This window comes from Pseudomonas orientalis, assembly GCF_002934065.1.
GTDB lineage: Bacteria > Pseudomonadota > Gammaproteobacteria > Pseudomonadales > Pseudomonadaceae > Aquipseudomonas > Aquipseudomonas orientalis_A.
In genome coordinates this window covers 4,499,533-4,519,121 of the sequence record NZ_CP018049.1, presented here as the reverse complement: position 1 = coordinate 4,519,121, position 19,589 = coordinate 4,499,533, and the positions used below count along the sequence as shown (strand labels likewise).

General features: G+C 61.5%; 14 protein-coding genes. 10 read left to right on the top strand and 4 right to left on the bottom strand.

Annotation, left to right across the window (positions count from 1 at the left end):
• Positions 1–92 precede the first annotated feature (92 nt).
• Entirely contained in the window at positions 93–2,984 is a 2,892-nt protein-coding gene (locus tag BOP93_RS20295) for a ribonucleoside-diphosphate reductase subunit alpha (protein ID WP_104504431.1), read from the bottom strand.
• A 575-nt stretch (positions 2,985–3,559) separates the two neighbouring features.
• Between BOP93_RS20295 and BOP93_RS20290 the strand changes: the two genes are divergently transcribed.
• Positions 3,560–4,285: a response regulator gene (locus BOP93_RS20290; protein ID WP_104504430.1), complete on the top strand. Its 726-nt coding sequence runs from the start codon at positions 3,560–3,562 to the stop codon at positions 4,283–4,285.
• Positions 4,282–5,892, top strand: a complete 1,611-nt coding sequence (locus BOP93_RS20285; RefSeq protein WP_104504429.1) for an ATP-binding protein — start codon at positions 4,282–4,284, stop codon at positions 5,890–5,892. The genes BOP93_RS20290 and BOP93_RS20285 overlap by 4 nt, the downstream gene beginning before the upstream one ends.
• A gap of 81 nt (positions 5,893–5,973) precedes the next feature.
• On the opposite strand, the gene BOP93_RS20280 is transcribed toward BOP93_RS20285, so the two are convergent.
• Positions 5,974–6,690 carry a 4'-phosphopantetheinyl transferase family protein gene (locus tag BOP93_RS20280; RefSeq protein ID WP_104505334.1) on the bottom strand — a complete coding sequence of 239 codons (717 nt, stop codon included), beginning with the start codon at positions 6,688–6,690 and terminating at the stop codon, positions 5,974–5,976.
• Between the two features lie 152 nt (positions 6,691–6,842).
• Here BOP93_RS20280 and BOP93_RS20275 point away from each other — a divergent pair, with 152 nt between their 5' ends.
• Genes BOP93_RS20275 through BOP93_RS20265 form a run of 3 tightly spaced genes read left to right on the top strand, consistent with a single transcriptional unit; the run spans position 6,843 to position 9,187 of the window.
• Complete coding sequence (locus tag BOP93_RS20275; protein WP_104504428.1) at positions 6,843–7,148, top strand: hypothetical protein; 306 nt, start codon at positions 6,843–6,845, stop codon at positions 7,146–7,148.
• Between the two features lie 18 nt (positions 7,149–7,166).
• Complete coding sequence (locus tag BOP93_RS20270; RefSeq protein WP_010208358.1) at positions 7,167–7,844, top strand: response regulator; 678 nt, start codon at positions 7,167–7,169, stop codon at positions 7,842–7,844.
• On the top strand, positions 7,841–9,187 hold the full coding sequence (locus BOP93_RS20265; protein ID WP_057726436.1) for an ATP-binding protein: 1,347 nt from the start codon (positions 7,841–7,843) through the stop codon (positions 9,185–9,187). The genes BOP93_RS20270 and BOP93_RS20265 overlap by 4 nt, the downstream gene beginning before the upstream one ends.
• A gap of 20 nt (positions 9,188–9,207) precedes the next feature.
• On the opposite strand, the gene BOP93_RS20260 is transcribed toward BOP93_RS20265, so the two are convergent.
• Positions 9,208–10,206, bottom strand: a complete 999-nt coding sequence (locus BOP93_RS20260) for an AraC family transcriptional regulator (protein ID WP_104504427.1) — start codon at positions 10,204–10,206, stop codon at positions 9,208–9,210.
• Between the two features lie 339 nt (positions 10,207–10,545).
• On the opposite strand from BOP93_RS20260, the gene BOP93_RS20255 reads away from it, so the two are divergent.
• From BOP93_RS20255 to BOP93_RS20245, 3 genes are all read left to right on the top strand, one after another.
• The gene (locus tag BOP93_RS20255; protein ID WP_065884792.1) at positions 10,546–11,877 is read left to right on the top strand and encodes a dicarboxylate/amino acid:cation symporter; all 1,332 of its coding nucleotides are present in this window, start codon (positions 10,546–10,548) and stop codon (positions 11,875–11,877) included.
• A gap of 139 nt (positions 11,878–12,016) precedes the next feature.
• A complete protein-coding gene (locus BOP93_RS20250) occupies positions 12,017–13,003 on the top strand; it encodes an XdhC family protein (protein ID WP_104504426.1) in 987 nt (328 codons plus the stop codon).
• Positions 13,000–13,596 carry a nucleotidyltransferase family protein gene (locus BOP93_RS20245; protein ID WP_104504425.1) on the top strand — a complete coding sequence of 199 codons (597 nt, stop codon included), beginning with the start codon at positions 13,000–13,002 and terminating at the stop codon, positions 13,594–13,596. The genes BOP93_RS20250 and BOP93_RS20245 overlap by 4 nt, the downstream gene beginning before the upstream one ends.
• A gap of 450 nt (positions 13,597–14,046) precedes the next feature.
• Here the strand turns inward: BOP93_RS20245 and rne are convergent, their stop codons facing one another.
• Positions 14,047–17,205, bottom strand: coding sequence for a ribonuclease E (gene rne, locus BOP93_RS20240; protein ID WP_430758785.1), 3,159 nt, complete (start codon positions 17,203–17,205; stop codon positions 14,047–14,049).
• Positions 17,206–17,963: 758 nt separating this feature from the next.
• Between rne and rluC the strand changes: the two genes are divergently transcribed.
• Both rluC and BOP93_RS20225 read left to right on the top strand, forming a co-directional pair.
• Positions 17,964–18,923, top strand: coding sequence for a 23S rRNA pseudouridine(955/2504/2580) synthase RluC (gene rluC, locus BOP93_RS20230; RefSeq protein ID WP_065951059.1), 960 nt, complete (start codon positions 17,964–17,966; stop codon positions 18,921–18,923).
• Positions 18,910–19,572 (top strand): HAD-IA family hydrolase, encoded by a 663-nt coding sequence (locus BOP93_RS20225; protein WP_104504423.1) that lies wholly within the window; start codon positions 18,910–18,912, stop codon positions 19,570–19,572. Before rluC ends, BOP93_RS20225 begins: the two co-directional genes overlap by 14 nt.
• Positions 19,573–19,589 lie beyond the last annotated feature (17 nt).

Here is a 19,589-nt window from a genome sequence, read left to right as displayed (position 1 = left end):
CAGACACGTTTTTTTTGAGCAAAAAAAAGCCCCCGATACAGTGTGTCGGGGGCTTTCCAGCCTCGGGCGGTTAACCCCAAGTCGGGCTCAGCTTACTGGCAAGCCTCACAATCCGGCTCATCAATCGCACAAGCCTTAGGCACTGGCGCAGGTCCGGCCGGAGCGGCGAGAACCGAGTCATCACCATGGTTGCCGCTGGACACAGCGTTCAGCTTGCCGGTGTTGATGGTCGACTTCTCGGTGCTGGTCGCGGCCAGGGCACGGAGGTAGTAGGTGGTTTTCAGGCCACGGTACCAGGCCATGCGGTAGGTCACGTCCAGCTTCTTGCCCGAAGCGCCGGCAATGTAGAGGTTCAGCGACTGTGCCTGGTCGATCCACTTCTGACGACGGCTGGCGGCATCAACGATCCACTTGGTGTCCACTTCGAACGCAGTGGCGTAGAGCTCTTTGAGTTCCTGCGGGATGCGTTCGATCTGCTGCACGGAACCGTCGTAGTACTTCAGGTCGTTGATCATGACCGAGTCCCACAGGCCGCGGGCTTTCAGGTCGCGGACCAGGTACGGGTTGATCACGGTGAACTCGCCCGACAGGTTCGATTTCACATACAGGTTCTGGTAGGTCGGTTCGATCGACTGCGACACGCCAGTGATGTTGGCGATGGTTGCGGTCGGTGCGATGGCCATGATGTTGGAGTTACGAATGCCTTTCTGCACGCGGGCACGTACCGGCGCCCAGTCCAGGGATTCGTTCAGGTCAACATCGATGTACTTCTGGCCACGCTGTTCGATCAGGATCTGTTGCGAGTCCAGCGGCAGGATGCCCTTGGACCACAGCGAACCCTGGAACGTCTCATAGGCGCCGCGCTCGTCGGCCAGGTCGCAGGAAGCCTGGATCGCGTAGTAGCTGACCGCTTCCATGGACTTGTCGGCGAACTCGACGGCAGCATCGGAACCGTAAGGAATGTGCTGCAGGTACAAGGCGTCCTGGAAGCCCATGATGCCCAGGCCGACCGGACGGTGCTTGAAGTTGGAGTTCTGCGCCTGTGGCACCGAGTAGTAGTTGATGTCGATAACGTTATCGAGCATGCGAACGGCGGTGTTGACGGTGCGTTCCAGCTTGGCGGTGTCCAGCTTGCCGTTGACGATATGGTTCGGCAGGTTGATCGAGCCCAGGTTGCAGACGGCGATCTCGTCCTTGTTGGTGTTCAAGGTGATCTCGGTGCACAGGTTCGAGCTGTGGACCACGCCCACGTGCTGCTGCGGGCTGCGCAGGTTGCACGGGTCCTTGAAGGTCAGCCATGGGTGGCCGGTTTCGAACAGCATCGACAGCATCTTGCGCCACAGGTCTTTGGCCTGGATGGTCTTGAACAGCTTGATCTTGCCAGGGTACTGGGCCAGGGCTTCGTAGTACTCGTAACGCTCTTCGAAGGCCTTGCCGGTCAGGTCGTGCAGGTCCGGTACTTCGGACGGCGAGAACAGAGTCCACTGACCGTCATCGAAGACACGCTTCATGAACAGGTCAGGGATCCAGTTGGCGGTGTTCATGTCGTGGGTACGACGACGGTCATCACCGGTGTTCTTGCGCAGCTCGATGAACTCTTCAATGTCCATGTGCCAGGTTTCCAGGTAGGCACATACAGCGCCTTTGCGCTTGCCACCCTGGTTCACGGCAACGGCGGTGTCGTTCACCACTTTGAGGAACGGCACAACGCCCTGGGATTTACCATTGGTGCCCTTGATGTACGAACCCAGTGCACGCACCGGCGTCCAGTCGTTGCCCAGGCCGCCGGCGAATTTGGACAACATGGCGTTGTCGTGGATCGCGTGGTAGATGCCCGACAGGTCATCCGGCACGGTGGTCAGGTAGCAACTCGACAGCTGTGGACGCAGGGTGCCGGCGTTGAACAGGGTCGGGGTCGACGACATGTAGTCGAAGAACGACAGCAGGTTGTAGAACTCGATTGCACGGTCTTCTTTCTGCTTCTCTTCGATCGCCAGGCCCATGGCCACGCGCATGAAGAACACTTGCGGCAGCTCGAAGCGGATCCCGTCCTTGTGGATGAAGTAACGGTCGTACAGGGTTTGCAGGCCCAGGTAGGTGAACTGCTGGTCGCGCTCGTGGTTGATCGCCTTGCCGAGTTTTTCCAGGTCGAAGGTGGCCAGGATCGGGTTGAGCAATTCGAATTCGATGCCCTTGGCGATGTAAGCCGGCAGGGCCTTGGCGTACAGGTCGGCCATCTCGTGGTGGGTGGCGCTGTCGGCCACGCCCAGGAAGCCCAGGCCTTCGGCACGCAGGGTGTCCATCAGCAGGCGCGCGGTGACGAACGAATAGTTCGGCTCGCGTTCAACCAGGGTACGGGCGGTCATCACCAGGGCGGTGTTGACGTCGGTCAGGGCCACGCCGTCGTACAGGTTCTTCAGGGTTTCGCGCTGGATCAGGTCACCGTCGACTTCTTCCAGGCCTTCGCAGGCCTCGGTGATGATGGTGTTCAGGCGGCCCAGGTCCAGTGGCGCAAAGCTGCCATCGGCCAGGGTGATGCGGATCGACGGGTGGGCTTGCACGGCTTCGGCGGATGGCGCGTGTACGGCACGTTCCTTGGCGCGCGAATCGCGGTAGATCACGTAGTCACGGGCAACTTTCTGCTCGCCGGCACGCATCAGGGCCAGTTCAACCTGGTCCTGGATTTCTTCGATGTGGATAGTGCCGCCCGATGGCATACGACGCTTGAAGGTGGCGGTGACTTGTTCGGTCAGGCGGGCAACCGTGTCGTGGATGCGCGACGAAGCGGCAGCGGTGCCGCCTTCAACTGCAAGAAACGCTTTGGTGATGGCGACGGTAATTTTGTCATCGGTGTAAGGAACGACAGTGCCGTTACGCTTGATCACACGCAATTGGCCAGGTGCGGTGGCGGCCAGATCCAGATTCGAATCAGCGGCCTGCGGCACGGAGCCCTGCGGGTTCTCGCGAGTTGTGTCGGTTTGCATGGGGGGTTGTCTCCACGTTCTATATTTGATTGCGAGTGCCAGGCTTTCCTGCAACACCCGTACCGTTTTCCATGTCTCGGATGAAAAACAGCTGCCATCCGCGTGAGCGGTTTGGTCTACTGAAAATCGGTTGGTTCCACGTTGCGCCAGCAATAAAACGCTTGAATTTCGAGTCGCTTATGTGGTTGGGCAGTTTTCTCAAAAACCCTACATGTAGGGTCTCTTGAAGTGCCGAGGTACAAGATAATGCGTTTTACGGGTGTTAGCAACGCACTAACCTGTGGATAACACTGTGAGTAAAATGTGTAAGAAAGGGTGAATGGCTGTGTAGGCCGCATTACTACTGGATTGCGCCGTTTGTCATTAAATGTTTCGACGCCAAAACAAGCTGGCCATTTTCGGAGGGCGCGAACCCTATCACAAAAAAACGCCATGACCGAATCGATTTCCCGACTTGTGCTTATGGGTTGGCCCATGGCTACAATCGACCCTCGTTATGCCCTCAATACATGACAAACAGGCTGTGCCTGGACCGTCTCGGCCGGAAGAATTTCCTATAACAATGAGGACAACCCATGGGACAGGATCCCTGGCAGGTATTGATCGTCGAGGATGACGAACGTTTGGCCGAGCTGACCCGCGAATACCTGGAGAGCAACGGCCTGCGCGTGTCGGTGGAGAACGACGGTGCCCTGGCGGCGGCGCGCATCATCGCCGAGCAGCCTGACTTGGTGATCCTCGACCTGATGCTGCCGGGCGAAGACGGCCTGAGCATCTGCCGCACGGTACGCCAGCGCTATGACGGTGTGATCCTGATGCTGACGGCGCGCACCGATGACATGGACCAGGTGCTCGGCCTGGACATGGGCGCCGATGACTACGTGTGCAAACCCGTGCGCCCGCGCCTGTTGCTGGCACGTATCCAGGCCTTGCTGCGGCGCAGCGAACCGGCGGCAGCGGTGGTGGTGGAGCACCAGCGCCGCCTGCAGTTCGGCCCGTTGGTGGTGGACAACGCCTTGCGCGAGGCCTGGCTGCACCAGGGCGGCATCGAACTGACCAGTGCCGAGTTCGACCTGCTGTGGCTGTTGGTGGCCAATGCCGGGCGTATTCTCACGCGTGAAGAAATTTTCATCGCCTTGCGCGGCGTCGGTTACGACGGCCAGGATCGGTCGATTGACGTGCGCATCTCACGTATCCGCCCCAAGATCGGCGATGACCCGATCCACCCGCGCTTGATCAAGACTATCCGCAGCAAAGGCTACCTGTTTGTGCCCGAAGCCGCTGCCGACATGCCACTGTGAACTCGATCTTCCTGCGCATCTACGGCGGCATGTGCGCCGCGCTGATCCTGGTCGCGCTGCTGGGGGTGCTGGCCCTGCACTTGCTCAACGATGTGCGCAGCGGCCAATACCGCGAGCGCCTGGCCCATGGCACGTTCGCGTTGATGGGCGACAATCTGCGGCCCATGAGCGCCATCGAACGCCAGCGCGCATTGGCGGTGTGGGAGCGATTGCTGGGCATTCCGTTGCAGTTGCGCACCTTCGCCGACGCGCAGCTGGACATGAGCCAGCGCAAGCGCCTGCAACGTGGCCAGGTCCTGGTGGAGCAGACGGGGCCCCATGCTGCGCGGGTACTGCGTCTGGTCAGCGAACAGGAGCAATGGGTGCTCACCGGCGAAGTGCAGCAGATCAGCGAGCAATTGGCCCGCGCCACTATCTACCTGCTGGCCGACGAACTGGTGCGGTTTCCGGTGGCCGAGCAGCCGCAACGCCTGGCTGACCTCAAGCAGGCCAAGGGCTTTGGTTTCGAGATGCACCTGATGACCCTCGACCAGGCCGATATGGACGACGACCAGCGCCGTCGCGTGGCCGAAGGCGATACGGTGATGGCCCTGGGCAAGGGCGGTGATTCGATCCGTGTGTTTGCCGGCATGGTCGGCACGCCGTGGGTGCTGGAGATCGGCCCGCTGTATCAAATGAACCCGTACCCGGCGCAATGGCTGATCCTGATCGCGCTGATCGGCCTGACCCTGATCGGTCTGATCGTCTACCTGTTGGTGCGCCAGCTCGAGCGCCGGCTCAAGGGGCTGGAGGCGGCGGCCACGCGCATCGCCAAGGGCAACCTGGAGGTTCGCGTACCGGCGCGAGGCGTCGACTCGGTGGGGCGGTTGGCGGCGGCGTTCAACGGCATGGCCGAGCACTTGCAGCAGTTGCTGGCGATTCAGCGTGAACTGGTGCGCGCAGTGTCCCACGAGCTGCGCACGCCGGTGGCGCGCCTGCGCTTCGGCCTGGAGATGCTGGGCGACGCCACCACCGCCGAGGCCCGGCGCAAATACCTGGAGGGCATGGACGGCGATATCCAGGACCTCGATGGCCTGGTCGATGAGATGCTCACTTATGCCCGCCTGGAACAGGGCGCGCCGGCGTTGGACTTCCAGCGCGTCGACCTCGATGCGTTGCTTGATCAGGTGATCGGCGAATTGTCGCCACTGCGCCCGCAGGTCAGCGTCACCCGGGGGATTTACCCGTCATCGGCGCATCGGGAGGACGCCTGGGTCGATGCCGAGCCCCGCTACCTGCACCGCGCCCTGCAGAACCTGGTCAGCAATGCCATGCGCCACGCCAAGGGCCAGGTGTTGATCAGTTATCAGGTAGGCCAGGTGCGTTGCCGTATCGACGTGGAGGACGATGGCCCCGGCATACCGGAAAGCGCCTGGGAACGTGTGTTCACCCCGTTCCTGCGCCTGGACGACAGCCGCACCCGCGCCTCGGGCGGGCACGGCCTGGGGTTATCGATTGTGCGGCGGATTATCTATTGGCATGGCGGGCGGGCGTTGATCAGCAAGAGCAACAACCTGGGCGGGGCGTGTTTCAGTCTGAGTTGGCCCAGAGAACAGGGGAAACCCTGAGACCGCCATCGGGGGCAAGCCCCCTCCCACATTTGGAATGCATTCCCCTGTGGGAGGGGGCTTGCCCCCGATAGCGGTCTATCAGGCGCCAACCGCCACCAGACTCAACAACTGCTCCCCCGCCACCCCAAATTGCCCCTCCAATTCCTTGCCATGGCACCACTCACTGGACAGCTCCGTGAGCAACCGCAGCCGCACATGCCCGGCCTGCGACCATTCCACCACTTCGGCATGCTCAAAATAAAAGCGCTTGTGCACGAGCGGGTAGAGCGCCTTGAACAGACTCTCCTTGATCGAAAATGTCAGCGTCACCAGCAGGGCGGTGTGCTCGCGCGGCAGGCTGGCCATTCGTTGCATTTCATCGGGAGTAAGTATCTCACCCGCCAGGCGTTGCGCCCGTTCCAGCGTCAGCAGGTTCTCCAGGTCCATTCCCAGCCCGCGCCACTGCGCCTTGTGCGCGACGATCGCCGCGGCGTGGCCGGTGCTGTGGGTAATGGAGCCACTGATGTGCGCTGGCCAGATCGGCGCGCGGTCTTCGCCGATGGCCGGCACGCAATCGAGGTTATCGAGTCGCCGCAGCGCTTCGCGGGCGCACAGGCGGCCGGCGAGGAATTCCGCCTGGCGCTTGGCCACCGAACGCTGGATGCTCGCCGGTGGCGGCACGGCGCTGCGCTGGAAATCACCGGGGTTCAATAAGGCCGGGTCGAATCGCGTGCTCAGGAACACCGTGCCCGGCAAGGGAGCAGGCAGCGGCCAATGGGCATCGAGTGGGGTACAGCAGGCGGGTAGGGGCGTCATGCGCGACATTTTGCCGAGTTGGCGCGTCAGTGCATAGTCCGTGGTGCATAGCAGGTTGCGGTTCAGTCCGGGTTCAGAGCCCGTTCAGGGGGAGTTCAGGGGCGCTTGCGTAGTGTGGACCCCACAGCCTGAACGCTTACGAGGTAACCACCATGACTGCGATCAAGAAACTGCTGTTGGCGTTGACCATGCTCAGTGCCACCGCCGGTGTGCAAGCCAGCGATAGCACGTTTGCCGGCTTTGGCCGAGAGAAAAGCAAAAAAGCCAGCAACCTGATCCATCGTGTCAGCTTCGAAGAGATGAACGTTCAGGCCGCACCGTGGGGCCAGTCGTTGGTTACAGCGCCTCAACCGGGTTACCGCATCGGTTACGCGCCTCAGTCTGGCCACTACAATGGCATTAAACTGCGCCCGCAAGACCTGCAGGGCCGCTATGATATCCCTCGCTCGGACTGTTGAATTGCCTTGGAGAGCCTTATGAAATTGCTGGTGGTGGAAGATGAGGCGCTGTTGCGTCATCACCTGTTTACCCGCCTGACCGACAGCGGCCACGTCGTCGAAGCCGTGGCCAATGCCGAGGAAGCCCTGTACCAGACCGGCCAATTCAACCACGACCTGGCGATCATCGACCTGGGGCTGCCCGGCATGGGCGGCCTGGACCTGATCCGGCAACTGCGCACCCAGGCCAAGACCTTTCCGATCCTGATCCTGACCGCCCGCGGCAACTGGCAGGACAAAGTCGAAGGCCTGGCTGCCGGTGCCGACGACTACGTGGTCAAACCGTTCCAGTTCGAAGAGCTGGAGGCGCGGATGAACGCCTTGCTGCGCCGCTCCAGCGGTTTCACCCAGTCCACCATCGTCGCCGGGCCCCTGCTGCTGGACCTCAATCGCAAGCAAGCCTCGCTGGACGAACAACCGCTGGCGCTGACCGCCTACGAGTACCGCATCCTCGAATACCTGATGCGCCATCATCAACAGGTGGTGGCCAAGGACCGTTTGATGGAGCAGCTCTATCCCGATGACGACGAGCGCGACCCGAACGTCATCGAAGTGCTGGTCGGCCGCTTGCGCCGCAAACTGGAAGGCCCGGCCGGGTTCAAGCCGATCGACACCGTGCGCGGCCTGGGCTACCTGTTCAATGAGCGCTGCCGTTGATTCGCTCGCTCCGTGTGCGCCTGATGCTGGCCGCCGCCACCCTGGCGGTGCTGTTCATGCTGGGCTTGTTGCCCGCCATGCAAGGTGCTTTCAGCCTGGCGCTGCAGGATTCCATCGAGCAGCGCCTTGCGTCGGATGTCACCACACTGATCTCTGCGGCACGCGTGGAAAATAACCGGCTGCTCATGCCGGCGCAGTTGCCCGATGAGCGTTTCAATCTGACCGACAGTCGCCTGCTCGGCTACATCTATGACCGGGAAGGCCACCTGGTATGGCGCTCGCGGGCGACCCAGGAAGAAAACATCAATTACAAGCCGCGCTACGATGGGCGCGGCAACGAATTTGCGCGCATTCGCGAAGCCAACGGCCAGGAGTTCTTCGTCTACGACGTCGAGGTCCGTCTGTTGGGCGGCAAGAGCGCGGCTTTCAGCATCGTCGCCTTGCAACCGGTGCGTGAATACCAACTGACCCTCGAAGGCCTGCGCGAGAATCTCTACCTGGGGTTCGGCGCGGCGTTGCTGGTGCTGTTGACGCTGCTCTGGCTCGGCCTGACCTGGGGGCTGCAGGCCCTGCGGCGCCTGAGCCAGGAGCTGGACCAGATCGAAGGCGGCACCCGCGAAAGCCTCAGCGAAGAGCATCCCCGGGAACTGTTGCGCCTCACCGGTTCCCTCAACCGTTTGCTGCACAGCGAGCGTGAGCAGCGGGCGCGCTACCGCGACTCCCTGGATGACTTGGCCCATAGCCTGAAAACCCCGCTGGCGGTATTGCAGGGTGTGAGCGAAGACATGGCCCAGCGCCCCGAAGAACGCAGCCAGGCGTGGGTGCTGCAATCTCAGATCGAGCGCATGAGCCAGCAGATCGGCTACCAATTGCAGCGCGCCAGCCTGCGCAAGAGCGGCCTGGTCCGCCACCAGGTCCGCCTGGAGCCGGTGCTGCAAAGCCTGTGTGACACGTTGGACAAGGTCTACCGGGACAAGCGCGTCACCGTGTCCCTCGACCTGCCGGACGCGTGCGACGTGCCCATCGAGAAAGGCGCCCTGCTCGAGATGCTCGGCAACCTGCTGGAAAACGCCTACCGCCTATGCGTCAAGCAGGTCCGTATCAGCCTTGTGGAACACCTGGACGGCAGTGAACTGTGCATCGAAGACGACGGCCCCGGTGTGCCACCGGACCAGCGCGCACGGATTCTGCAGCGTGGTGAGCGGCTTGATCGTCAGCATCCGGGGCAGGGCATCGGGTTGGCGGTGGTCAAGGACATCATCGAGAGCTATCACGCGCGGTTGACCCTGGGTGATTCGGCGCTGGGGGGCGCGGCGTTCAGGATTCACTTTCCGGCCTTGTGAGGGGCTGGCAAGCTTCCCTTTTAACCTTCCTGCGCGCGATACGCCCCCGGCGTCAAACCGGTCCACTTCTTGAACGCCCGATGAAACGCCGACGGTTCCGAAAACCCCAACTGTTCTGCAATGTCCTGCAAGGATAAGTCCGCTCGCCCCAGGTGGTAGATGGCGATATCGCGCCGTAGCTCATCCTTCAGCGCCTGAAAACTGCTGCCTTCTTCACGCAAATGCCGGCGCAGTGTCTGTGGACTGATATGCCAGTGCTCGGCGACCGCCTCCAGGTCCGGCCAGGGCGTGCGATCACGGCTCAGCAAGCGGCGCAGTTGACTGCTCAGGCTGTCGCCCTCATCCGGTCGAGACAACAAGTCGGCGGGGGAGCGCTGTAAAAAGTGTTTGAGGGTGCGTTCATCCTGCAGCAGCGGCAGGTTCAGGTAACGGCTGGGAAACACCAGGCTGCTGCTCGGCGCCGCAAATACCTGGGGGCATGGAAACAGCAGGTCGTATTCACCGGCGTGGGCCGGCATCGGATAACTGAAGGTGACCTGATGCAGCCGAATACGCTGGCCGATCAACCAACTGCCCAGGCGATGCCAGATCACCAGCATGCATTCACTGAGAAAGTGGTCCGGGTCCCACAGGGGGGAGTCGTCCAGGCTCAAGCGAACGCTGTCGCCTTCGCGTGTCAGTTGCCAGCGTGGGCCGTGGGGGAACAGGCTGTAAAATAACAGGCCGCGTTCCAGTGCCTTCCCCAGCGTGCGGCAGTGAATCAGCGCGTGACACATCATGGCGAAGGTGCCGCGCTTGCTCGGCGCCTGGGCGAAACCCAGGTATTCGTCATCCAGCGCCAACCAGAGCATTTGCAGCAACCGGGTAAATTGCTCCGGAGCGATACGCGCACGGGGTTCGCTCAGCAGGTCGGGCGTGATACCCACCTGCTGCAGCAGGCCCGAGTAGTCGTAACCGGCGCGACGCGCGCCCCCCAGGGCAGCGCGGGCGAAGTGACTGGCGATGGTGCGTTCACGCATGACAGGGCCTCGTCCATGGAGTGGCCGAGGGTAGCCATCACCCCGGCGGGGTCGCAAGGCGGATATCCGCCAAATTGTAGGACGAGACAGGGTGGGTCGGCGGAAATCCGCCACTTGGTTTCGCGCTCGCCAAGTATCGGCCAGCCCCCAGCCCTGATGTCCAAAGGCTTTCATCGCTTTCATGCAAAGTGGCACGCTGTTTGCGATAAGGATCATAGCGCAGGATTGTTCCTACAGGCCTCGCCAACAACAAATCCCTCCAGTGCAGGAGGGTTCGCAATTCAAGTGTCGTGGGCAATGGCGGATATTTGCCACACGGTGCGATTGAGGAACTTTGCAATGACGACTCGTCAGCCAATCTACAAATCCCTGTATTTCCAGGTGATCGTCGCAATCGTTATCGGTATTTTGCTCGGTCACTTCTACCCGCAGACCGGCGTGGCCCTAAAACCACTGGGTGACGGCTTTATCAAGCTGATCAAAATGGTCATTGCCCCGATCATCTTCTGCACGGTGGTCAGCGGTATCGCCGGCATGCAAAGCATGAAATCGGTCGGCAAGACCGGCGGTTACGCGCTGCTGTACTTCGAAGTCGTTTCCACCATTGCGCTGCTTATCGGCCTGATCGTGGTCAACGTCGTGCAGCCGGGCGCCGGCATGCACATCGACGTGGCCACCCTGGACGCTTCGAAAGTCGCGGCCTACGTGACCGCCGGTAAAGACCAGAGCATCGTCGGCTTTATCCTCAATGTCATCCCCAACACCATCGTCGGCGCCTTCGCCAACGGCGACATCCTGCAAGTGCTGATGTTCTCGGTGATCTTCGGTTTCGCCCTGCACCGCCTGGGTGCCTACGGCAAGCCGGTGCTGGACTTCATCGATCGTTTCGCCCACGTGATGTTCAACATCATCAACATGATCATGAAGCTGGCGCCCATCGGTGCCCTGGGCGCCATGGCGTTCACCATCGGTGCCTACGGCGTAGGTTCCCTGGTGCAGTTGGGCCAGTTGATGATCTGCTTCTACATCACCTGTGTCCTGTTCGTGGTGGTGGTGCTGGGCGCCATCTGCCGCGCCCACGGCTTCAGCGTATTGAAGCTGATTCGCTACATCCGCGAAGAGCTGCTGATCGTGCTGGGTACTTCGTCTTCGGAATCCGCACTGCCGCGCATGCTGATCAAGATGGAGCGCCTGGGCGCGAAGAAATCCGTAGTTGGCCTGGTCATCCCGACCGGTTACTCGTTCAACCTGGACGGTACGTCCATCTACCTGACCATGGCCGCCGTGTTCATCGCTCAGGCGACCGACACCCATATGGACATCACCCACCAGATCACCCTGCTGCTGGTGCTGCTGCTGTCCTCCAAGGGCGCTGCAGGTGTGACCGGCTCGGGCTTCATCGTGCTGGCTGCCACCCTGTCGGCCGTCGGCCACCTGCCGGTTGCCGGCCTGGCGCTGATCTTGGGTATCGACCGCTTCATGTCCGAAGCCCGCGCGCTGACCAACCTGGTCGGTAACGCCGTTGCCACCATCGTCGTGGCCAAGTGGGTCAAGGAGCTGGACACCGACAAGCTGCAAAGCGAGCTGGCATCCGGCGGTACCGGTATCTCCGAAACCCGCGAAATCGACGACCTGGGCGTGGCCGAAGGCCCTGCACCTGTGGTCAAGTAAGCTGCAGATGGCGTGAACTAACGCCGACTGCAACACACAAACGCCCCGACTGGTTCGGGGCGTTTGCGTTTCTGCGCGTCACGGCAGTGGCTTTTGTTTTACAGTGAATGAATCGGTTGAAACGCTTGCGGGAGGTTTTGTGGACAGTGTGGATCTGAATGTCCTGCGCAGCGTGCTTGAATGGCGCCGCGCCGGGCAACGTGTGGTGTTGTACAGCGTGGTGCAGACCTGGGGCAGCGCGCCGCGTCCACCGGGTGCGATGTTGGCCTTGCGTGGCGACGGGGTGGTGATCGGCTCGGTGTCCGGCGGCTGCATCGAGGATGACTTGATCGCGCGCTTGCAGGATGGCCGTTTGCCCGATAACGGCTCGCCCGTGCAGTTGGTGACCTACGGCGTCACCCGCGATGAGGCCGCGCGCTTTGGCCTGCCCTGCGGCGGCACCCTGCGCCTGACCGAAGAGCGGGTGGACGATTGGGCGTGGGTCGCGCAATTGCTGGCACGCTGTGAGGATCATCAAATTGTTGCGCGGGAGCTGGACCTGGCCACTGGCAAGGTGACCCTCAGCGCCGCGAGCAAGACCGATGTAGTCACCTTTGACGACCAGCGTCTGCGCGCCATCTATGGGCCACGCTGGCGCCTGCTGTTGATCGGCGCCGGGCAACTGTCGCGCTACGTCGCGGAAATGGCGCGCTTGCTCGATTTCGAAGTACTGATCTGCGACCCGCGTGAAGAGTTTGTGTATGGCTGGGAGGAACACCACGGCCGCTTCGTACCGGGCATGCCCGATGAAGCAGTGCTGAATATCCAGACCGACGAACGCACGGCGATTGTTTGTCTGACCCACGACCCACGCCTGGATGACATGGCCTTGCTCACGGCGTTGAATTCCAGCGCGTTCTACATTGGCGCCCTTGGTTCGCGGGTCAACAGTCAGAAGCGAAGGGAAAATCTGGCGGCGTTGGGATTGTCGGCAGAAGCCATTGCACGTTTGCATGGGCCCATCGGCTTGCACATCGGCAGCCATACGCCGGCGGAAATTGCCCTGTCGCTGATGGCGCAAATCGTCGCGATCAAGAACGGCGTGCAGCAGGCACATAAAAGATCGGATGCGGTGGTGGCCGGTTGATCGCCGCAATTATCCTGGCAGCGGGGCGCAGCAGTCGTTTTCGTGCCGTGACGGGACAGGACAAACTGTTGGCCTCTTGCGTGGGCCGTGACGGGGTGACGCGCTCGGTGCTCGACCACGTGCTGGTCAACTTGCCCCCCAGTGTGGGCAGGCGCTTGGTGGTAACCGCGTATGACCAGGCTGAAATCATACGTCTCGGACAAACACGTGGTTGCCAGGTGCTGACACTGAGCTCCACAGGCATGGCTGACAGCATCGCGCAAGCCGTTGCGGCCAGTAGCGACGCTGAGGGTTGGTTGATAGTGCTGGGAGATATGCCATTCATTCTGACCTCCACGATTGAAAGCGTGGTCGCCGGACTGACCGTCGATACCATCCGGGTGCCCGTCCATACGGAAAAGTATGGGCATCCTGTGGCCTTCGGAAGGGGGTGCGCTCAAGCACTGATGGAATTGTCCGGGGATGGCGGAGCCAGGCCTTTATTCGCTGCTTTTCAGGTTACGCCGGTGAATGTGATAGACCCCGGTGTGTTGTGGGATGTTGATGTGCCGACTGGCCTGCAATGGGAGCAGGTACGTGTGCCTACGAGGTGAGGTGGCGTCTTCCGATACTCAATTGCATGCGGTCTGATGGTTGCAATGCAGGGGCTCGCACTTAAATAAGGGCCTCTGGAGTAAGGCTCCAGAGCTCTTTAATTGCAAGCACGGAGTAATAGCCATGAAAGTCAGTCCAGGCTCTTCACAGCCCTTCATCCCTCCAGCGACTCAGTCCACGTCTGCTTCCAGCACGTCGAATAATTCAAAACCCGAAGTCAAGGAAGAATCGAAAACTCAAGGGCACTCTTCGGAAAAAAGCAGGCCTATGATGCCGCTCAGTTCTGGGCAACGACTCCTTGAACAAGCGTCAAATCGTTACGATAAGATGTCGGGAGGCATGGGATGGTGAGTGCACATCGAATGTGATCATTCAGTTTTTCCTTTTTTCGATTTGAATAAAAAGCCCCGCCTGATCACTCAGGCGGGGCTTTTTAATGGCTGATGGAATCAGGCGAGTGGTTTAGGCTCGTGCTCTTCTTCCTGGGCCTTGTGCTCTAACGCTGCAGCAGCAGCGGCAGCCTCGGCTTCCTTGCGACGACGACGCACTTCACGTGGATCGTTCGGCGCACGGCCGTTTTCAGTCAGGGCGCTTGCCGGTGCAGCTTCAACCACCGGAGCAGCGACTTCAGCCACTACCGGCGCTTCAACCACGGGTGCAGGCTCAACGACTGGAGCGGGCTCAGCCACGGGGGCAGTCTCGACCTCCGGGGTCGGCTCGGACACTGCGACATCAGCAACCGGAGCCGGAGCCTCTTCTACCACGGGGGCAGGAGCGGGCGCGTCAACCGGAGTGGCAGGTTCGGCAGTCCATTGGAAGGCGGTCTGCTCTTCGCGAACTTCACGCACGGCCGGGGCAGCTTCTTCGACAACCGGTGCTTCAACAACGGCTTCAACCACTGGCTCAGGCTCGACGACCGGGGCGACTTCAACGGCAACCACTTCGGTCACAGGTTGAGCGTCGCGAACCGGTGCCACTTCCACTTCCGGAACCACTGGGGTTTCGATTGGGGTAGTAGCTTCAACCACCGGTGCTTCAACCAACGGCGTCTCGGCAACGGGCGCTTCTACCGCGGCGGTCTCTTCGACGGCTGCGGTGGCGCGCTCGGCCTGTTCGTGAGCCTGGGCTTCAGCTGGGGCGCTGATGACCGAGCTGGCAACGGCAGCGGTAACGGCCAGGCCGGCAGCCAGGTCGGCACCGGTAGGTTTGTTGTTGGCAGCTTCTGCATTCTCGCTGGTTTCTTCCGAGCCTTCGATCACGTTGCCGTTGGCATCACGCTGACGCTCACGACGGTTGCTGCGACGACGCTGACCACGGGAGCGACGGCGTGGGCGATCGCCTTCGGCGTTGTCCTGGCCCTCTTCCTGCAGTTGCTCTTCGCCGGTCAGCACTTCTTCTTCACTGGCGGCAGCGGCCTGTTCGGCGCGTGGTTGACGCTCTTCACGCGGGGCGCGTGGTTGACGTTCCTCACGTGGCGCGCGCTCTTCACGCGGCTGGCGAGCCGGGCGTTCTTCGGTGGCAGTGGCAGTAGCAGCGGCAGCGGCGACGGCAGGCGCTGCGTCCAGAGGCTCGCGCAGCTCACGTACACGCTCTTCACGCTCGCCACGCGGCTTGCGATCTTCACGTGGGGCGCGCGGGGTGCGCGCACGTTCCTCGCGTGGTGCGCGTTCTTCGCGGGCTACGGTCGGGGTTTCTTCACGGGCTTCGCGAGGGGCACGCTCTTCACGTGGCGCGCGCTCTTCACGCGGGGCTCGTTCTTCGCGCGGCTTGCGCTCTTCATCGCGACGACCGTTGCGGTTACGGCTCTGCTGACGACCATTGCGACGCTCTTCGTTACGCGCAGGGCGTTCGGTGGCGGCTTTTTCAACCACAACCGGAGCGGCGGGCTCTTCCTTGGTGGCGAACAGGCTGACCAGCGACTTCACCAACCCTTTGAACAGGCTTGGCTCAGGCATGGCGGCCGGCGCGGCAACCGGAGCGGCAGCTTCGGCCGGTACCGGTGCATTGGCGCGGGCCGGTGCGGTTTTCACGGCGGCTTCCTGGCGGACCAGGGTGCGAGTCGCAGCGGCTGGCTGGACTTCTTCCACTTCGGCGGCCGCTGCGGCGATTTCGTAGCTGGACTGGCCGCTGTGGGCTTCCGGGCTGTCATCACGCAGGCGCTGCACTTCGAAGTGCGGCGTCTCGAGGTGATCGTTCGGCAGGATGACGATACGGGCGCGGGTGCGCAGTTCGATCTTGGTGATCGAGTTGCGTTTTTCGTTGAGCAGGAACGCGGCAACCGGAATCGGCACTTGTGCGCGGACTTCGGCGGTGCGGTCTTTCAGGGCTTCTTCTTCGATCAGGCGCAGGATCGCCAGGGACAGCGACTCAACGTCACGGATGATGCCGGTGCCGTTGCAACGCGGGCAGACGATGCCGCTGCTCTCGCCCAGGGATGGACGCAGGCGCTGACGGGACATTTCCAGCAGGCCGAAGCGCGAGATACGGCCCACTTGTACGCGGGCGCGGTCGGCTTCCAGGCATTCGCGGACTTTCTCTTCCACGGCGCGCTGGTTCTTGGCCGGGGTCATGTCGATGAAGTCGATCACGATCAGGCCGCCGATGTCACGCAGGCGCAGCTGGCGGGCGATTTCTTCAGCCGCTTCCAGGTTGGTCTGCAGGGCGGTCTCTTCGATGTCGCTACCCTTCGTGGCGCGCGCCGAGTTGATGTCGATGGACACCAGGGCTTCGGTCGGGTCGATCACGATGGAGCCGCCGGAAGGCAGTTCGACCACACGCTGGAAGGCGGTCTCGATCTGGCTTTCGATCTGGAAACGGTTGAACAGCGGAACGCTGTCTTCGTACAGCTTGATCTTGCTGGCGTACTGCGGCATCACCTGGCGGATGAAGGTCAGGGCTTCGTCCTGGGCTTCAACGCTGTCGATCAGCACTTCGCCGATGTCCTGGCGCAGGTAATCGCGGATGGCGCGGATGATCACGTTGCTTTCCTGGTAGATCAGGAACGGCGCGGAACGATCCAGCGAGGCTTCTTTGATGGCGGTCCACAGTTGCAGCAGGTAGTCGAGGTCCCACTGCATTTCTTCGCTGCTGCGGCCCAGGCCGGCAGTGCGCACGATCAGGCCCATGTCGGCAGGGGCGATCAGGCCGTTCAGCGCTTCACGCAGTTCGTTGCGCTCTTCGCCTTCGATGCGGCGGGAGATGCCACCGGCACGCGGGTTGTTCGGCATCAGCACCAGGTAGCGGCCAGCGAGGCTGATGAAGGTGGTCAGGGCAGCGCCCTTGTTGCCACGTTCTTCTTTTTCGACCTGGACGATGACTTCCTGGCCTTCGCTCAGGACGTCCTTGATGTTCACGCGGCCTTCAGGGGCTTTCTTGAAGTACTCGCGGGAGATTTCCTTGAGGGGCAGGAAGCCGTGGCGCTCGGAGCCGAAATCGACAAAGGCAGCCTCAAGGCTTGGTTCGATGCGAGTAATACGGCCTTTATAGATATTGGCCTTCTTTTGCTCGCGTGCACCGGATTCGATATCCAGGTCGTAGAGGCGTTGGCCATCTACCAGCGCAACACGCAACTCTTCGGGTTGAGTTGCGTTAATCAGCATTCTTTTCATGTTGTACCGTCGGTTTCCGGGCTGCCGGAAACGGCGTTCGGCACACACGACTTCTCACGGTCGGTGTCAGGTGCGTCAAGAGTGGTTGGCCACTCCAGTGTCCAGCAAAACCTGCCAATTGGGCGGGTATCGCGACGGACGCGTCCTGCTTGTTAGCGGTGGTGACAAAGGCACCACTTCAACAAAAGCTAAGGTCAGGAGGAGGAATCAACCGGCGACTGTGGACGAGATGAAGCGTCTAAATATAAGCCTAGTGCTACACGGTCCGACGGTTGTGCATCTCCACCCTACACGTATCCCTGATAATTCGGGTGCTGCCGCGCGCAGAATCCGCAGCGGGTTGGCATTTACCGTGTTCTCCAAAGGGGAGTCCACGCTCATGGCTAAACAAGACTAGGTGTGGGCGATTGCGCTCTCACTCAGCTCTTAACAGGCGTTGTTTCCGAAGCATTCGCCATGGTCTGGCTCGGGACTGACTGCACTTTGTGAACTGGCCGTAAATATCGGCGCAGGACGCGAGTATTCACTCTGCGTACCGCACTCGCTTCAGGCCTCATGTCACCTGCGCTTGTTACAATCTCAAGCCTTCCAGGGTGGCGAACGCCCCGTAGGACGGCCTCGCGTCCTGATGAATTGCGATGGTCAGGGCCGGCAGTTTGCCGCAAGTCCTCTGTCCAGGCCGCTTTTGGCGGCGTTCGCGACTATAGCAGCAATGATTAAGTGCTTCAATTCCATAAAAAATTGTTATCATCGCCGCCATGACCACTACCGCCCCCCAGACCCCCAGCGTCCAGCTGCTCGAGGTCTCGCCGGAATATGCCGGCCAACGCATCGATAATTTTCTCCTGGCCAGGCTCAAAGGCGTGCCCAAGACCTTGATCTACCGCATCTTGCGCAAAGGCGAAGTGCGGGTGAACAAGGGTCGGATCAAGCCCGAGTACAAGCTGCAGGCGGGCGATATCGTCCGTGTGCCGCCGGTGCGCGTGCCTGAGCGCGACGAGCCCGTGCCGCTGGCCCAGGGCCTGTTGCAGCGCCTGGAAGCGTCGATCGTGTTCGAAGATAACAAACTCATCGTGATCAACAAACCCTGCGGCATTGCCGTTCACGGCGGCAGCGGTCTGACGTTCGGCGTGATCGAAGCCTTCCGCCAGTTGCGCCCGGATGCCAAGGAGCTGGAGCTGGTTCATCGCCTGGACCGCGATACGTCCGGCCTGTTGATGATCGCCAAGAAGCGCAGCATGTTGCGCCACCTGCACACCGCCCTGCGTGGCGACGGTGTGGACAAGCGCTATATGGCGCTGGTGCGTGGCAACTGGGCCAGTTCGATCAAGAGCGTGCGTGCGCCGTTGCAGAAGAGCAACCTGCGCTCCGGTGAACGCATGGTGGAAGTGGACGAGGAGGGCAAAGAGGCCCTGACCCTGTTCAAGGTGCTGCGCCGCTTCGGCGACTTCGCCACGCTGGTCGAGGCCAAGCCGGTCACCGGGCGTACCCACCAGATTCGCGTGCACACCCTGCACGCCGGTCACTGTATTGCCGGTGACACCAAATACGGCGACGAGGATTTCTCCAGGGAGATCCGCGACCTGGGCGGCAAGCGCCTGTTCCTGCATGCCTACATGCTGACCGTGCCGCTGCCCGATGGTGGCGAGCTGAAGTTGCAGGCGCCGGTCGATGAGATGTGGGCCAAGACCGTGGAGCGTTTGAGTGTCGCACCGTGATTACAAGCTGCTGATTTTCGACTGGGACGGCACCCTGGCCAATTCCATTGGCCGCATCGTTGAGTCGATGCACAGCGCCTCGAACCGCTCGGGCTTTGAGTTGTGCAGCGACCTGGCAGTCAAGGGTATTATCGGCCTGGGTTTGCCCGAAGCGATTCGCACGCTGTATCCGCAGATATCCGACGCCGAGCTGATCGCTTTTCGCGAGCATTACGCCGAGCACTATATTGCACTGGAGGCCGAGCCTTCGCCGCTGTTTGAGGGTGTGGTGCAGTCGCTGGAGGCGTTCCGTGCCGAGGGTTATCACCTGGCCATCGCCACAGGCAAGGCGCGTCGCGGGCTGGATCGGGTGCTCAAGGCGCACGGCTGGGAAGACTATTTCGACATCACCCGTGCGGCGGATGAAACTGCCAGTAAACCTCACCCTCTGATGCTGGAGCAGATCCTGGCGCATTGCGGCGTATCGCCGCGCCAGGCGTTGATGGTGGGCGATGCATCCTTCGACCTGATGATGGCGCGCAATGCGGGTATGGACAGCGTGGCGGTCAGCTACGGCGCCCAGTCTGCGGATGCTCTGCAGCCATACGAGCCCAGGGTCACGATCGATCATTTTTCTCAATTGCAGGCCTGGCTCAGCCGGGCTCGATAAGTCTTTGCTGGGGTTGA

Bases quoted from the DNA above. Each gene is read 5' to 3' on its own strand.
- BOP93_RS20290 (WP_104504430.1), top strand. From the start codon at position 3,560: ATGGGACAGGATCCCTGGCAGGTATTGATCGTCGAGGATGACGAACGT.
- rne (WP_430758785.1), bottom strand. From the start codon at position 17,205: ATGAAAAGAATGCTGATTAACGCAACTCAACCCGAAGAGTTGCGTGTT.
- BOP93_RS20295 (WP_104504431.1), bottom strand. From the start codon at position 2,984: ATGCAAACCGACACAACTCGCGAGAACCCGCAGGGCTCCGTGCCGCAG.
- BOP93_RS20255 (WP_065884792.1), top strand. From the start codon at position 10,546: ATGACGACTCGTCAGCCAATCTACAAATCCCTGTATTTCCAGGTGATC.
- BOP93_RS20280 (WP_104505334.1), bottom strand. From the start codon at position 6,690: ATGACGCCCCTACCCGCCTGCTGTACCCCACTCGATGCCCATTGGCCG.
- BOP93_RS20275 (WP_104504428.1), top strand. From the start codon at position 6,843: ATGACTGCGATCAAGAAACTGCTGTTGGCGTTGACCATGCTCAGTGCC.
- rluC (WP_065951059.1), top strand. From the start codon at position 17,964: ATGACCACTACCGCCCCCCAGACCCCCAGCGTCCAGCTGCTCGAGGTC.
- BOP93_RS20270 (WP_010208358.1), top strand. From the start codon at position 7,167: ATGAAATTGCTGGTGGTGGAAGATGAGGCGCTGTTGCGTCATCACCTG.
- BOP93_RS20260 (WP_104504427.1), bottom strand. From the start codon at position 10,206: ATGCGTGAACGCACCATCGCCAGTCACTTCGCCCGCGCTGCCCTGGGG.